This window comes from Tessaracoccus flavus, from assembly GCF_001997295.1.
Lineage (GTDB): Bacteria > Actinomycetota > Actinomycetes > Propionibacteriales > Propionibacteriaceae > Arachnia > Arachnia flava.
Genome location: NZ_CP019605.1, coordinates 1,903,792 through 1,918,015 on the forward strand (window position 1 = coordinate 1,903,792; position 14,224 = coordinate 1,918,015).

Here is a 14,224-nt window from a genome sequence, read left to right on the forward strand (position 1 = left end):
GTCATGTCAGTCTCCCTGGATCGTGCGGGCCGCCACCTTGCGCCACTCGTTGTCGAGCGTGGCAAGGGCGGAGGGAACGTCGCCGGTGAATAGTGCCTGCTGCACCGTCGTGTCCAGCGGGATGCTGCTGGGCACCTGGTGGTCGATGAAGCCGGCGATACGGCCGTCATCGAAATAGGGGGCCACTGACTGCAGTGCGGGGTCGTCGCTGAGCTCGGCGCCGATAACAGAGGGCACCATGTTCTGTGACGCTGCGAACTCGGCGATCACGTCTTCTTCAAACAGGAAGTGCACGAATCGCAGCGCCTCTTCAAGGTGGGGGGTGTCCTTGGCGATCGTGACGGTCACGTCGACGCCGGTGACGAGCAGACGGTCCTCGGGGACGTCGCTGAGCGCGGGGTAGGGGAAGATGGCCGCCTCGATGTCAGGGTTGATGGCCTGGATGGGTGCCAACGCCCAGATGCCCTGCATGTACATGGCCACCTCGCCGCGGGCGAAGGCGGCGTTGCCGTCATCGTAGGTCTTGCCGCGGTAGCCGTCCTGGGCGTAGGCGAACAGCTCTGCTTGTCGCTGGAGTACCTCGTCGAAGTCCTTCTGGAACGACACGGCAGAGTCGGGCCCGACCTCTCTGCCGGCTGCCCGCATCTTGTCGAAGAACCCATCCTGGGCTGCGTAGGCGCCGATGGCGTTGAAGGAGGGCAGTACGGTCCAGCTGTCGGCCAGGGTGCCGTAGAACGGTGTGATTCCGGCGGCCTGCAGCTTTTCGCAGACCGTGAACAACTCCTCCCAGGTCTCAGGGATTTCCAGTCCCTGTTGCTCGAAGATTTCGGTGTTGTAGATGATGCCATTGGCGTTGTTGACGTAACCCAGCGAGTTCACCTCGCCCTGCTTGTTGCCAAGGTCAGCGAGGATTTCCTGCACCGCAGGGTTGGTGGTCTCGAGCACTGGGTCACCCGTGAAGTCGTGGAAGACTCCCGCTGTGGCGAGCCTCCCGAAGCCGCCGTTGGCATTCAGTGTCATCACGTCGGGCGCCCGGTCCTTCACCAGCAGTGTGCGAATCGTGGTGTCGGCGTCGGCAACCTGGTTCTGGACTACGCGGATGTCCGGATTGGCGGCCTCAAACTCGTCGATGATGGTGTCGAACTGTTGTCTCGCTTCGCCTTTGAACTGTAGGAAGCTCAGCGTCACGACATCGTCGCCGGCGTCGGGGGAGCATCCCGCCAGGGCGAGTGCCAAGGCCGCCGCCAGCAGGGCGCTGATGGCCTGTTTCTTTCCTTTGCGTCTTGATTTCACTATGCGCCTCCTTGCGCTCAGGGTGTGAATCAAATGGTGTGCAGGGCCTCGATGATCGTGGCCTGCTGGGGGTACTGCACCGGTGGGCGCAGCCCGATGGTGGAGAGGATGTGTCCGTTCAGGACGCTCTCTTGGCGGTCCCAGGCCAGGGGTGACTGACCGGGTTGGGGGTCCTGCCCGCCCGGGTGGATGATTCGCACACGGTAGTTGATGTGCGGGTTGAGTCCTGGGAGGGTGATGGGGGCCGGAGGGCTGGTGATGGTGGTGGTGATTTGTGTCACGGCGTAGATGGCGCGGGATTTGTCGGCTGCGACCATGCCCCGCACGTCGAGTCCGGGGTCGGTGCCGTCGCCGAAGACCGTGCGGCCGGTGGCCACGAGGTCGCGGATGTCCTTGGCGAAGCTGACCCACTCGGCGATGCTGGCGCGGGTGGTGTGGTCGGTTTGGGTGAGGTCCCATTCGATGCCGAAGTGTCCGAACAGGGCGACGGCCGCGCTCAAGTTCAGCGACACGGTACGTCTTGTGGAGTGCACAACCGGGCTGGTCAGGTGCATGCCCATCATCTCCGGGGGCACCAGTAGGCTGGTGTACTTCTGGTTCTCGAGCCGCTCCAGCGGGTCCAGGCAGTCGCTGGTCCAGATTCGGTCTGTGCGATCGAGGATGCCAAGGTCCACTCGTGCCCCACCGGATGCGCAGCTCTCGATTTCCAGTGTGGGGTGGGCCTGTTTGAGTTCATCCAGCAGGCGGTACAGCGCCAGGGTGTGGTTATGGACCATGTTCCGGCCACCGGGCCCGGATCCGGCGTCGACGAGGTCCCTGTTGTGGTCCCACTTCAGATAGCTGATCGGGTATTCCTCGAGAAGGGCGTGGAGCCGGCCCGCGATGAAGGCGTACGCGTTAGGGTGTGCCAGGTTGAGCACCTGCTGCAGGCGCCCAGAGGGCGGGAGATCCTGCCTGGCCTGCAATATCCACTCCGGGTGCTTTCGCGCCAGATCGCTGTCGGGGTTCACCATTTCTGGTTCCACCCACAAACCAAACTCCATTCCTGCGGCGTGCACGTGCTCCACCAGTGGGTGGAGGCCCTCGGGCCACACCTGCTCGTCCACGAACCAGTCCCCAAGGCCTGCAGTGTCGTCGCGACGGCCGTTGAACCAGCCGTCATCCAAGACGAAGCGCTCAACTCCCACGGAGGCCGCAACATCCGCCAGTTCCGTCAGTTTGCCGAGGTCGTGGTCGAAATAGACGGCTTCCCACGTGTTGAGAGTGACGGGACGGGGACGTCGCGGATGCTGCGGACGGGCGCGCCACTCATCGTGGAAACGGTGCGACAGCTCGCTCAAACCATCGCCCCACGAACCCATCACCCACGGCGTAGACATTGACTCGCCGGGCGCCAGGACGCCCTCACCAGGCAGCAGCAATTCACCACCGGCAAGGAACGCCTCACCGGTGGTGACCCGCTCGGCCATGACGCGGTGGTTTCCGCTCCACGCCACGTGGATGCCGTGGACACGTCCCCGCTCGAAACCGAAACCGGGACGCCCTGCCGTCAGCAACAGCGTCGCATCAGCCCCCGGGCGTCCTCGACGGCTCTCTCACAGGTGGGTCCCGAACGTGAACCCGTGGCGCTGCGCGGAGCGTTCCCGCAGATGCCGGCCGGTGGTCTCCACCAATTCCGTGGCATCCCAAGGAACGGGAAACGCCGCCTGTAGAGAGGTGAGTGTGAAATCGTCCTCGGAGACGTTGCGGACCGTGATGCGCTGATGGAACAGGCCGGAGGCGCCGAGGCGAAGCTCGAGTGTCGCGGTGAGTCCCGTCTCCACATCGCTCAGCAGCAGAGTCGCCTCATGGTCCTCCACGCCGATGTCGGTGACGCTGAAGCGCAGGCTCGATCCCCGTTCCCCGTGGCCGTCGATTCCCGGGGTTCCCAACCAGCCATGGGCCGGTGTGGCGAGCATCCCCAGCCGAGCCGTTTCGTCCAACCCGCCGGAGATCCGCTGCAGGGTGGCTCCAGCAGCGAGAGAAGCCAGTTGCTCTGGGACGTCGTCGAGTTCGACACCCCAGTGCACAATCACCGGTCCATCCAACGCATGAACGTCCACGACGACACTGGTCCCACCACGGCGGAGGTGGATCACGCCGTCGGTCAGGGGCAAGATGGTGGGTCGCACCACCGGGGCCTGTGTGATCTCCGTTGACATGGAATACTTTTTATCACGGAACCAAGGGCCACGAGTGAGACAGGACATACCAGCATGCTGACCGACAGCGAGGCTGCCTTGGCAGAAGCGGTACTGCTCCACGGCCCAATCACCCGCCAGTCCCTGAGCAGTCGCTTGGGGTTGTCCGCAGGAAGCCTGACCCGTCTCACCAAACCATTCCTGGCCCGCGGTCTGCTGGTGGAGCTGAAGGAGGCGCCAGACGGCTTGGTTGGCCGGCCCATCAAACCGTTGGACATCGGTCGCGGTTTACCCTTCTACGCCGGGGTCAAAATCACGGGCGACATGGTCCACAGCGTGGCGACAGATGTGCGCGCCAACTCACTCGACAATTACGACGTGACCTTGCAAGGCCACTCCCCTAGCACCGTGGTGTCCGCGGTCGCCGAAGCCGTCGCCAAGCTCGACGTGCCACGCATCGCCGCCTTGGGAGTGAGCTTGGGCGGTTCGGTGTCAAATGGAGTCGTCGGACGTGCACCATTCCTGGAATGGCAGGATATTCCCCTCCAAGACATGCTGGAACAAGCGCTCGGCATGCCCGTCGTCCTTGAGAACGATCTGGTGGCACTGGCTGAGGCAGAACGGTGGTTCGGACTGGGCAAAGACCTTCCCGGGTTCGTCATCATCACGATCGGCGCCGGCATCGGGTACGCACTCGCGGCCAACAACATGGTGGCTCGCTCCCACGACGCAGGACTCGGCCCTGCCGCCCACATACCGCTATCGGCGGCAGGTCCGCGATGCCATGAAGGCCACATCGGATGCGCCCAAGCCATGCTGACAGATGAATTCATCGCCAAGGCCGCATCAACAGCACTGGGATGCGCCGTCGATCGAGACGAGGCATACGCACTCGCACAGGACGAGCCAGCGGTGCGGGCCGTCATCGAGGCCAGCGGTCAGGCACTCGGCCGATTCATCGCGCTGGCAGCAAACTTGTCACTGCAATCCGAGGTAATCCTTGCTGGCGAAGGCATCGCCCTCTTCCAACTCGTGGAGGAAACCGTACGCGCCACAATCCTCGACCACCGCGACCCGCTCGCCAGCGCCGTGACCCTGCACGTCGATGACTCCGGCTTCGGAGCATGGGCACGAGGGGCGGCCGTGGTGGCGATCCAATCCTCGCTCAGACGACTCGATCTGCGCTGATATCCCGCCCGTGCCATCCACCATGCATCCCCCCTGCACATGGAGTTCGACGATGGAATGGGCTGGGTGACGGGTCGTGGCGTTGCAGGAGATGTGTGCAGCCAGCCGAACTGGAGTGTTTCAGCGTCTGTGTCGCGGTTGAGGTTTTGGATCTGCCCGCTCTCGGGCCTTCTGGGTTGAGCCTTGCTGTGGTTTCTGTTGTAGGCCAGCAATGGCGAGCACGAGTGCGCGTCCAATCTGAAGGGAGTGGATTCCTGTGATGAGCAGGGCCGCAAGTGCACCCGCAGTGGGCCCCCCGGCCGCCCTGCGCGCCGGGCAGTTCCGTCTCTATGCTGCGAGCATGCCGCTGCCGCTCCATTCATTTCTCGCCTCTCAGACCGACCGCCTCCGCGAGGTTCGCCGCGGTGAACCGATGGCCGAGCCCCCGTCCATGTCGAGCGGCGATCCAGAACGCTGCGCAGTCGCGGTGGCGAACTGCGAGGGCGACGTTGTCAGCGCTGGAGACGTCGGCGACGAGTTCACCATCCAGTCCATTTCCAAGGCGATCGCCTACGCCTACGTGCTAGAGGAGCTCGGCCACGAGAAGGTCCACGAGTTCGTCGACGTCGAGCCCTCCGGCGAGGCGTACCACGTCATCTCCGTCGAGGATTCCAGCGGGCGGCCGGACAACCCCATGATCAACGCCGGCGCGCTCGTCGTCCACTCGCTGCTCCCTGGTGGCGATCAGGATGAACGCTCGGCACTGGTCCTCGACCTGTTCTCGCGGCTGGCAGGGCGCCAGCTCAGCGTCGACGAGACGGTCTTCGAGGAGGAATTGCGCGCGGGACACCGCAATCTGGCGATCGCCCATCTGCTCCGGGCCGAGAACGACCTGCCCGACGATCCGCACGACGTCGTGGCCGGCTACACCCGGCAGTGCGCCATCCGGGTCACCGCCGTCGACCTCGCCATGATGGGGGCGACGCTCGCCAATTGCGGCACGCAACCCGTGACCGGCGAGCAGATCTTCAGCCCCGACGTCGTCCGCCAGACGCTCAGCGTGATGCTCACCTGCGGCATGTATGACGACGCGGGCGACTGGGTCTCCGGCGTCGGCATCCCGGCCAAGAGCGGCGTCGCAGGCGGCATCCTCGCGGTGGCACCCGGTTCTCTGGGAGTGGCGGCCTGGTCTCCGCGCTTGGACGGGCATGGCACGAGCGTCCGCGGCCGAGAGCTCGTCCGGCAGGTGGCGATGAAGCTGGGGCTTCATCTCCTCGATGGTCGACCCGAGCCGGAGGTGGATTGGGAGGCCTCTGAGATGAAGTAGACTCCCTACGGCCCGGCAGGGCACCGGGGCGTAGCGTAGTGGCTAGCGCGCCTGCTTTGGGAGCAGGAGACCGCAGGTTCGAGTCCTGTCGCCCCGACCATCTTCTCCGTCGGCCACAAAGTCATCTGGATGCTCCACCTCCGGATCCATGCCTGTGCCAACGGTGCCACCGAATGACTACCTCGATGGTGCAGCGTGGACCGGTGGACCGTGAGAGGTGCCCCCGCCTGACCTAGGCCACTTCTGATTGGGTGGATGTCTCCCGAAGCAGGTGACAGTTCACAACACGCGAACTGCCATTGGACATGGACGTCAAGGCAGGGGTTGACTTGGGCGGTGCCACGCGTCCGCAACCCCATGATCCGAACCCTGATCGACCTGCGCGGCAACGGCCGCGCCTCGGTCTACACGGAGCCGCTGTGGGGCCTGTCGATGATGCTGGTCCTTCCGTATGCCTCGGTGTTCATGCTCGAGTTGGGCGTGCGCGACGAACAGATCGGATTGTTAGCCACCATCTCGATCCTGTCGCAGGTGATCTTCGGTCTGCTCAGCGGCGTGATCACCGACAAGCTCGGGCGACGCATGACCACCGCTGCCTTCGACATCATCGCCTGGGTCATACCCTGCGTCGTCTGGGCGCTGGCGCAGAACTTCTGGTGGTTTCTCGCCGCCTCGGTCATCAACGGAGCGTGGCAGGTCACCCAGAATTCGTGGGACTGCCTGCTCGTGGAGGACGTCGACCGCGCCGAGATCCCCAGGGTGTACGCGCTGGTCAAGGCGGCCGGGGAATTCTCCGCCCTCTTCGCTCCCATCGCCGCCTTTCTCGTGTCAGGCTTCGGGCTCGAGATCGCCGTCCGGATTCTCTACGCCAACGCGGCCCTGATCATGACGCTGAAGATCTGGCTGCTCTTCCGCTACAGCACGGAGACCGCCACCGGCCGCGTCCGCATGGCTCAGACCAAGGGCGTCAGCATCTGGCGCTCCCTCTCCGAATACCGCGGCGTCCTGGGCCTCATCGTGCGGTCCAAGGGGACCCTCTTCTCCCTCTCCATCGCCGCCATCGTCGGTGCGGTGGCGCTGGTCAACGCCACCTTCTGGCAACTCGCCATCAACCAGCGGCTCAGCGTGCCCGACGCGCTGCTGCCCTTCTTCCCGATGGTGCGCTCCCTGCTGTCCCTGCTCTTCTACTTCACGCTGATCCCCCTGCTCACCCACTCGAAACAGCTGAGGACCCCCACCCTCATCGGGTTCGCCGTCTACCTCGCCGGCCAGGCACTCCTCGTGGCGACTCCGGTGCCGGACGGCGAGGCGCAGCTCAGCACCTACGCGTTGCTCGGCGGGTGCCTGGTGCTGGACGCCTTCGGCGGGGCGATGCTGTTCATGTTGGCCGAGTCGCTCGTCGCGCTCCATGTCGACCGGGACGAGCGGTCCCGCGTGATGGCGATCCAGCGGACCTGCGTGATGCTGGTCACGGCGCCGTTTGGCTGGATCAGCGGATGGCTGTCGGGCATGGACCGCAGCTGGCCCTTCCTCCTCACTTCCGGGCTCCTCATCCTGGGCATTCTGGTCGCCGGACTCATGTGGGTGACCACCCACGACGACGCCCCCACGGCAACCACGCCGACAGTGCCAACCAACCCTTGACAAGGGCGCCCGCGGCGTGTCAGGATTCGCCATCGAATTCGGCCACGACGGGGGTTAGCATGCGACGAATTCTCACCTCTTCCTGTCTTGCGCTGGCTCTGGCCTTGACCGCCTGTGGGGGCACTGAGACCGAGGCTCCAACGCCTGAGAGCGGCGTCTCCTCGACTGCCGCCGTCGAGGCGGAGCCCTCTCCCAGCGAGGAGCCGGCGACGGAGCCCGCGCCCGAGCCGAGCCCAACCCCACCGGCCGCGTTTGCGGTCCTGGCGACTGCTGGCACCTCCACGCTCGACGGCGCGCCTGGCGCGGCCGGTGCCGAGCTGATGGCCGGATCGGTGGTCGAAGTCACGGCTGGCCCCGTGGCGCTCCAGTACCCCGACGGCTCTGTGGTCCGCCTCGACGCCGGGTCCACCTTCACGCTCGGTGAGGGCGAGACCCGCGGGACGCTCTCCGAGGGCCTGTCCTGGGTCCGGGTGGCCCCGCAGTCCGCAGGGCAGTTCGCCCTCAGCGTGGGATCGGCGGTGGTGACGGCACAGGGCACCGCCTTCGCCGCAGGATGCTCTGGAGGTGGGTGCCACCTTGCGGTGTTGGAGGGAGCGGTGGACGTCGACGGCGCGACCGTCGCTGCAGGACAGGCTCTCGCGCTGACTGCCGGGGGGCAGCCGACGCCCGCAGGCTACGACACGACCTTCGCCCACGAGTTCCTCAAGGCGGCGGCCGACGCGGATGCCACCGAGATCGAGGGTGCCCCCGACGCACTCACCCTGGCAGAGAACCTGGGGCCGAAGTTCGCCTCGTGGGTGGGCACCATGAGCGGTACCCGCACGGTTACCGCCTGCACGGGTACCGATTGCGGGAGCTTCCCGGTTGGCGACGTTGCGGATCGCACCTACACGTTCGGCGTCGACTGCACGACGGGTTTTCCCTGCGTCGGTGTCGGCACCACGACGTACGGAATGGGGACAGAAACGTTGACCGCCGAGCTGCCGATGAGCTACGACGGCCAGCAGGTCAGCTACTCCTACCAGTCCACCTATCCCCCGTGCTCGGATGACACCGGCCAGTACGACACCACCATCACCTGGACCTGGACCGCGGACGAGGCAGCCGTGGTGGACGACGCGTACGTCGTGACCAAGGCCACGGGAGAGGCAAAGTCGATAAACGCGAGCTCCGATCCAGGCAGCTGCGGTGCCACCGGCGGCACCAACGACGGGGCCTTGGAGGTCGCCCGCGACTGAGGAGTGACGTCATCCCGACGCAGGCACTGCTTCGGCTCGCCCCGACTCACCGGCCATGCTGTCCAAGTCTGTTGGGTCTCCCCGGGCGCGGCCCAGGTGCGGGAGAATGGGGCGTGATTGCTGATCTCATGAAAGAGGGCACCGTGACGCAGATTCCGACCACACAGCACGCCATCCAGTTCACCGGCGTGGACCAGATTGTCCACAACACGGAGAAGCCGGTCGATCCGGTCGGTCCCACCCAGATGCTGCTCAAGGTCGAAGCCTGCGGGATCTGCTTCAGCGACACAAAGCTGCTCCACGCTTTCGACAGCCACCCGCGGAAGGCCGAGGTTATCTCCGGCATCGACCCGGGCGCGCTCGACGAGATCCCGAGCTACCATCCCGGCTCGGCTCCTGTCACCCCCGGCCACGAGCCGGTCGCGCGGATCGTCGCCGTCGGCGACGCGGTGGAACACTTCGCGGTGGGAGACCGGGTGCTCGTTCAAGCGGACTGGAAACACCTGCGCACACCGAAGTCCAACGGCGCGTTCGGCTACAACTTCGACGGCGCGCTCCAGGAGTACGTCGTCGTCGACGAGCGCTGCGTCGTGTCCCCCGACGGAGAGGAATTCCTCATCCACGTCTCCGACGGCCCCTCCGCCGCCGCGGTGGGACTCATCGAACCCTGGGCAACCGTTGAGGGCTCGTACGCCTGGAAGGAACGCAACCATGTGCTCCCCGGCGGCCACCTTCTGGTGATTTCCGACGGCGAAACGCCCGGGCTCGCCGCACTGGTGGCCAAGGGTGAAGCGGCCGAAACTGTCCAGGTGGATGGGGCAGGCGTCAGCGACCTTGAGGGTCGGACGTTCGACGACATCGTCTACTACGGCTCAGACGCCGACGTCATCGAGTCGGCCGCCGGCCTGCTGGGTACCCGCGCAGTCCTGTGCGTGGTGCTCAATGGCGAGACGATCGACCGCAAGGTGTCACTGGACATCGGCCGCGTGCACTACGACTTCATCCGGTTCTGCGGCACGACAGGTGCCGACCCGGCAGAGGGCTATGCGTGGATCCCCGAGACGGGGGAACTCCGCGACGGCGACAAGGTGGCCATCATCGGGGCCGCGGGCCCGATGGGCCAGATGCACACGATGCGTGCAATCACCTCCGGCTTCCGTGACATCTCCGTCGACGCGACCGACCTCAGCAGCGAGCGACTCGCCCACTTGGAGTCGATCGTTGGCCCCGTTGCTGACACGCGTGGCGTCCCCCTCCGCGTCGTCAACACCGCAGAGTCCCCGTTGGAGCGCGGCTACACGCACCTCAGCTGCATGGTGCCCGTGCCGGCACTGGTTGCCCAGGCCGTCGACCTGGCCGCCGAGGGCGCCATCATCAACGCCTTCGCCGGCATCCCTGCCGGCACCCTGGGCGAGTTCGACCTGCAGGGGATCATCGAGCGACGCATCTTCATGCTGGGGACGTCCGGTTCGGACGTCTCGGACATGCGCACGGTGCTGCGGAAGATCGAAGAGGGCATCATCGACACCCACATCTCGCTCGACGCAGTCACCGGCATGGCGGGATTTGAGGACGCGATCGGTTCGGTCATGGACCGTACCGCTGGCGGCAAGATCATGGTGTTCCCCTCGCTGCACGATCTGCCCCTCACCCGGCTGGTCGACATGCCCGAGAGACTCCCCCACGTCGCCGCCAAACTCAACGACGGGCTCTGGACCAAGGAAGCCGAAAAGGCGCTTCTGGCTGGAGACGACCCGACGTCGGCCCCCAAGTAGGACCGACGGCGGACCCTCAGGCGTCTCGCCCAGCGGAAACGCCACCCGTCAGGTCGAAACGCCAACGGGAAGCCCGAAACGCCAACCGGCAGCCCGAAACGCCAACCGGCAGCCCGAAACGCCAACCGGCAGCCCGAAACGCCGCCAGACAAGCCGATACGCCGACGAGACTCAGCGACGCCCGTGAGATGTCGCGGGCGTCGCTGAGTCTGGGTGGCGTCGCCGGATGCCGGTTTGCATTGCCCCGGCGATTGTTGGCGTTTCGTGCTGCCGGTGGGCGTCGGCGTGTTCGCGTCGGCGTTGAGTGCTTCCGGCGGTTGGCCAGGGGCAGCGGCCGACTCGCGAGCCCTTTGATACAAGGCCGCTCGTCCCTTGTGGCCGCTACTCGGCTTCCCCCCCGTTCCTGGACCGTGGGTGAGGGAAGGCTGAACGTCCTGAAAGGTGCCATTCAGCGACACGTACGGCCACTATGGTCGCACGTGTCACCTAACTGACCCTTTCAGAGTGGGTAGAGAAGGAACCTCACTTCCAGTTGAGGGGGATGACTGGCCGTGCAGCTCCGCGCGCGACGGTCAACGGCCCGACACAGCTCTCACAGCGACAGCCAGGCCAGGTGTTCGGGGTTCGGGTTGGCGGTGAGGTGGGTGAGCAATCTGTTCTCCGCAGCCTGCGCGTAGGCCGCGATGCGGAGCCCTCGCTCAGACTCCCCCAGCCCGGCGGCGAAGATCTTGGCGATCGCCACATCCCGGCCGCGCAGAGGCGGCCCATCCGTCGAGATGCGGCCGTAGCCGATCCGTGCCACCGCCTCGAGTCCAACTCGCCCGAAGTCGCCGATCGGCCAGCCCCCCGACGTCAGCTCCACCGGTGCGAGGCCGTGCGTGGCGAGCAGGATCACGTCGTCCGGAGTGGGGTGCCCGAGCACCTTGGTGGCTGCCTCGGCCGCCTCACCGGCCAGGGGCAGGCCGAGCCTGGTCGCGATCGACGCCGCACAGGCAGCCCAGGCAGTGGGCTGCTCCAACAGGTCTCCCAACGCACGGTCGAGGGCGTCCAGCATCTCCTCGTGGGTCCACGATTCGGTCAGCTGCCGGGCGATGAGGTAGCAGACGGCGTCCGCGTAGAGGCCGGCTCGTGACGCAACGGCCTGTGAGCGCAACGCCGCGACGGAGTCGAAGGATCCGATCTCGATGGTCGTCTGGCCGGAGCTGGTCCACACGTGCGCCTCCGCAGGGCCACCGGGCGGGGTCAGCAGGAACTCTCCCTCCTGCTCAATGACCTCCACTCCATCGCTCGCCGAGACTCTCCCGTCGGGCATGCTGATCTCGACCGCGTCGCCGCGGGGCACGTAGCGGGACCACGGGAGCCAGGACTGCTCGACGGGCACGTCGAAGATATCCCCGTCGTAGGTCTCGTACGTCCAGGCCGACGACAGGATCTGGCGCGGACGCAGCCACGGCTCAGCCTCGAAGAGGTGAGCGCGCCCCGCATCCGCGGGCGATGTGACCCCCCGGCGCTGGGTCAGGAGTCCGGGGCCGGAGGCGGACGGGAGGACGACCTCACCGGATGCGCCGGCCAGCCACGCCACCGCCGGCCGCTCGCCCTCGAACCTCAGCGTCGGGCCGGGGACGGACACCACCTCGTCCAGCGCCGACTCCAGGGTTACCTCCAGTCGAAGCCGCTGTCCTGAGCGGATCACCACGCTTGCCGTGATGCCGGTGTCGTGTTCGAGGCGCACACCCGCCGCATCGACCAGCGGGCTCGGATGAGACCACCCCTCTGCGAAGTCCACCGACAAGAGCCTGAGAGCGGAGTGCCCCGTCAGTTCGAACCCCGTCGAGGTCGGCCGGGTTTCGAACTCCTGGCGCACCCCACCGGTCAACTCAACGCTCATGGCCCAGCAGCCTACTGTCCCCGACCGACGGTCCGCCTGCGCTGACACCGCGGGCACCAGTAGAGGTTCCGGCCTTCGACCACCGCCGTACGCACCTCAGTGCCGCACACGAGGCACGGTTGGCCGGCCCGGCGATACACGTAGACCTCACCGCCGTGGCGGTCCGCGCGGGGGTCGCGACCCTGGGCATCGGGGCCGTGGACGTCACGCACCGTGTCGATGCGGCCGTGCTCGACGGCGTAGTTCATAAGTCCCACGAGGTCGTCCCACAGGACGCGCCAAGTTCTGGCATCGATCCGGCTGCCGGGCGTCGTCGGCGCGAGCCGGTGCCGGAACAGGACCTCGGCACGGAAGATGTTGCCCACCCCGGCCGCGACACGTTGATCCATCAGCAGCGCAGCCACGGACTTCCCCGAGCGATGAAGCCTGGCGAAGCCTCGGTCGGGGTCAGCGTCGGGGCGCAAAGGGTCCGGTCCGCTGGCCGCCATCACGGCGTCGCGCTCATCCGGCGTGATGAGACGACACCATTGCGGCCCCGTGAGGTCGGCCGTCACGCGACCATCATGAATGCGCAGGCGAACCTGGCCCCGAACGGGGCCCCACGGTTCGATGCGTAGTTTCCCGATGAGCCCGAGATGAATGTGCACCACGCGGTCGCCGGCGAATTCGACGAAGAGATGCTTGCCCACCGCCTCCGCCCGGTCAAGGATGGCGCCGTCGAGGAGCTGAGCGGCCTCGAACCGGCCCTGCGGGGAGGAGACGGAGACGGGCTTGCCCCCGAACTCACTGGTGAGCGCGCTGGCTAGGCGGTGGATGACGTGACCCTCAGGCATCCGCCCAAGATACCGCCGCGTAGCATGGGCGCATGAGCGAGGACCAGCGACGGGAGTTCGGCAGAGACGGCGTCTCCGGCCTCGTGGACCGTGAGCGCGCCCTTCGTGCACGGCTTCTGCCCCGCCGGGATCAGCCCGAGTCGCGCATGACTCGTGAGCGGAGGTCCGGCGAAAAGTAGCCTTTCGGACTAGCCGCAGGGCATTTCGGACTATATGCTCAAAAATATGGTTCATTTCGAGACGAGCGATCAGCGGGAGACGGTGAATCAGCTCAATGACAGAGCTGCCGCCAACCTCGTGCTTCCGCGCATGATCGCAGTCCAGAAGAAGGCCCGGCGGGCGAGGGTGCACGAGTCCCGTCGCCAAGGCGCAGCCAAAGACTGACTAGCGGCCCTCGTATTCAGCGAGCAGGTCGATGCGGCGCTGGTGCCGCTCCTCCCCGGAGAAGGGCGTCTCGAGGAACGCCTCGACGATGGCGTAGGACTCCTCGAGGCTCTGCATCCTGCCGCCAAGGGAGATCACGTTGGCGTCGTTGTGCTCGCGCGCGAGCTTCGCCAAGTCCACATTCGTCGCGAGCGCCGCGCGGATCCCACGCACCTTGTTCGCCGCAATCTGCTCGCCGTTGCCGGAACCTCCCAGCACGATCCCCAGCGACCCGGGCTCCGCGACGACCGCCTCGGCCGCCGGAATGATCAACGGCGGGTAGTCATCCTGAGCGTCGTACGAGTGGGCCCCGTGGTCGACGACGTCGTGACCCGCCTCACGGAGTCGATCGACGAGGTAGTTCTTCAACTCGTACCCGGCATGGTCCGTGGCAATGTGAACTCGCATGCGCCGATTATCCACCAGCCGCACTGCCCGCCGCTGTTAGAGTCTCGG

At 66.2% G+C, this 14,224-nt stretch carries 12 protein-coding genes, 1 tRNA gene and 1 pseudogene; 8 read left to right on the top strand and 6 right to left on the bottom strand.

Features of this window, described 5'->3' with window-relative positions:
• Positions 1–6: 6 nt before the first annotated feature.
• The 3 genes and pseudogenes from RPIT_RS08785 to RPIT_RS15730 form a co-directional block, all read right to left on the bottom strand.
• Positions 7–1,293 carry an ABC transporter substrate-binding protein gene (locus RPIT_RS08785; protein WP_077342405.1) on the bottom strand — a complete coding sequence of 429 codons (1,287 nt, stop codon included), beginning with the start codon at positions 1,291–1,293 and terminating at the stop codon, positions 7–9.
• Positions 1,294–1,322: 29 nt separating this feature from the next.
• Positions 1,323–2,762, bottom strand: coding sequence for an alpha-galactosidase (locus RPIT_RS15725; RefSeq protein WP_335755116.1), 1,440 nt, complete (start codon positions 2,760–2,762; stop codon positions 1,323–1,325).
• Positions 2,760–3,542, bottom strand: a pseudogene (locus tag RPIT_RS15730) (glycoside hydrolase family 36 N-terminal domain-containing protein); the annotation flags it as partial. The pseudogene RPIT_RS15730 and the gene RPIT_RS15725, both read right to left, overlap by 3 nt.
• A gap of 6 nt (positions 3,543–3,548) precedes the next feature.
• On the opposite strand from RPIT_RS15730, the gene RPIT_RS08795 reads away from it, so the two are divergent.
• The 6 genes from RPIT_RS08795 (at position 3,549) to RPIT_RS08820 (ending at position 10,624) form a co-directional block, all read left to right on the top strand.
• Positions 3,549–4,661 carry an ROK family protein gene (locus RPIT_RS08795; RefSeq protein ID WP_077342407.1) on the top strand — a complete coding sequence of 371 codons (1,113 nt, stop codon included), beginning with the start codon at positions 3,549–3,551 and terminating at the stop codon, positions 4,659–4,661.
• Between the two features lie 340 nt (positions 4,662–5,001).
• On the top strand, positions 5,002–5,967 hold the full coding sequence (glsA, locus tag RPIT_RS08800) for a glutaminase A (RefSeq protein WP_162274526.1): 966 nt from the start codon (positions 5,002–5,004) through the stop codon (positions 5,965–5,967).
• A gap of 24 nt (positions 5,968–5,991) precedes the next feature.
• Positions 5,992–6,067: transfer RNA gene (locus tag RPIT_RS08805), tRNA-Pro, on the top strand.
• A 236-nt stretch (positions 6,068–6,303) separates the two neighbouring features.
• Positions 6,304–7,611, top strand: coding sequence for an MFS transporter (locus RPIT_RS08810; protein WP_077342411.1), 1,308 nt, complete (start codon positions 6,304–6,306; stop codon positions 7,609–7,611).
• Positions 7,612–7,670: 59 nt separating this feature from the next.
• Positions 7,671–8,849, top strand: coding sequence for a FecR family protein (locus tag RPIT_RS08815; protein WP_077342413.1), 1,179 nt, complete (start codon positions 7,671–7,673; stop codon positions 8,847–8,849).
• 113 nt (positions 8,850–8,962) lie between these two features.
• Entirely contained in the window at positions 8,963–10,624 is a 1,662-nt protein-coding gene (locus RPIT_RS08820; RefSeq protein WP_226996241.1) for an alcohol dehydrogenase catalytic domain-containing protein, read from the top strand.
• A 592-nt stretch (positions 10,625–11,216) separates the two neighbouring features.
• On the opposite strand, the gene RPIT_RS08825 is transcribed toward RPIT_RS08820, so the two are convergent.
• Positions 11,217–12,512: a hypothetical protein gene (locus tag RPIT_RS08825; RefSeq protein ID WP_077342415.1), complete on the bottom strand. Its 1,296-nt coding sequence runs from the start codon at positions 12,510–12,512 to the stop codon at positions 11,217–11,219.
• 11 nt (positions 12,513–12,523) lie between these two features.
• Positions 12,524–13,345 carry an Fpg/Nei family DNA glycosylase gene (locus tag RPIT_RS08830; protein ID WP_077342417.1) on the bottom strand — a complete coding sequence of 274 codons (822 nt, stop codon included), beginning with the start codon at positions 13,343–13,345 and terminating at the stop codon, positions 12,524–12,526.
• Positions 13,346–13,377: 32 nt separating this feature from the next.
• Between RPIT_RS08830 and RPIT_RS15015 the strand changes: the two genes are divergently transcribed.
• Together RPIT_RS15015 and RPIT_RS15020 are read left to right on the top strand one after the other, a co-directional pair.
• A complete protein-coding gene (locus RPIT_RS15015; protein WP_157633348.1) occupies positions 13,378–13,524 on the top strand; it encodes a hypothetical protein in 147 nt (48 codons plus the stop codon).
• Positions 13,525–13,570: 46 nt separating this feature from the next.
• On the top strand, positions 13,571–13,729 hold the full coding sequence (locus RPIT_RS15020) for a hypothetical protein (RefSeq protein ID WP_157633349.1): 159 nt from the start codon (positions 13,571–13,573) through the stop codon (positions 13,727–13,729).
• On the opposite strand, the gene RPIT_RS08835 is transcribed toward RPIT_RS15020, so the two are convergent.
• Positions 13,730–14,176 (bottom strand): ribose-5-phosphate isomerase, encoded by a 447-nt coding sequence (locus RPIT_RS08835; protein ID WP_077342419.1) that lies wholly within the window; start codon positions 14,174–14,176, stop codon positions 13,730–13,732. It abuts the gene before it with no gap.
• Between the last annotated feature and the right edge of the window lie 48 nt (positions 14,177–14,224).

Coding starts and splice junctions, on each gene's coding strand:
- RPIT_RS08830 (WP_077342417.1), bottom strand. CDS start 13,345: ATGCCTGAGGGTCACGTCATCCACCGCCTAGCCAGCGCGCTCACCAGT.
- RPIT_RS08815 (WP_077342413.1), top strand. CDS start 7,671: ATGCGACGAATTCTCACCTCTTCCTGTCTTGCGCTGGCTCTGGCCTTG.
- RPIT_RS08795 (WP_077342407.1), top strand. CDS start 3,549: ATGCTGACCGACAGCGAGGCTGCCTTGGCAGAAGCGGTACTGCTCCAC.
- RPIT_RS08825 (WP_077342415.1), bottom strand. CDS start 12,512: ATGAGCGTTGAGTTGACCGGTGGGGTGCGCCAGGAGTTCGAAACCCGG.
- RPIT_RS08835 (WP_077342419.1), bottom strand. CDS start 14,176: ATGCGAGTTCACATTGCCACGGACCATGCCGGGTACGAGTTGAAGAAC.
- RPIT_RS15015 (WP_157633348.1), top strand. CDS start 13,378: ATGAGCGAGGACCAGCGACGGGAGTTCGGCAGAGACGGCGTCTCCGGC.
- glsA (WP_162274526.1), top strand. CDS start 5,002: ATGCCGCTGCCGCTCCATTCATTTCTCGCCTCTCAGACCGACCGCCTC.
- RPIT_RS15725 (WP_335755116.1), bottom strand. CDS start 2,762: ATGGCCGAGCGGGTCACCACCGGTGAGGCGTTCCTTGCCGGTGGTGAA.
- RPIT_RS15020 (WP_157633349.1), top strand. CDS start 13,571: ATGGTTCATTTCGAGACGAGCGATCAGCGGGAGACGGTGAATCAGCTC.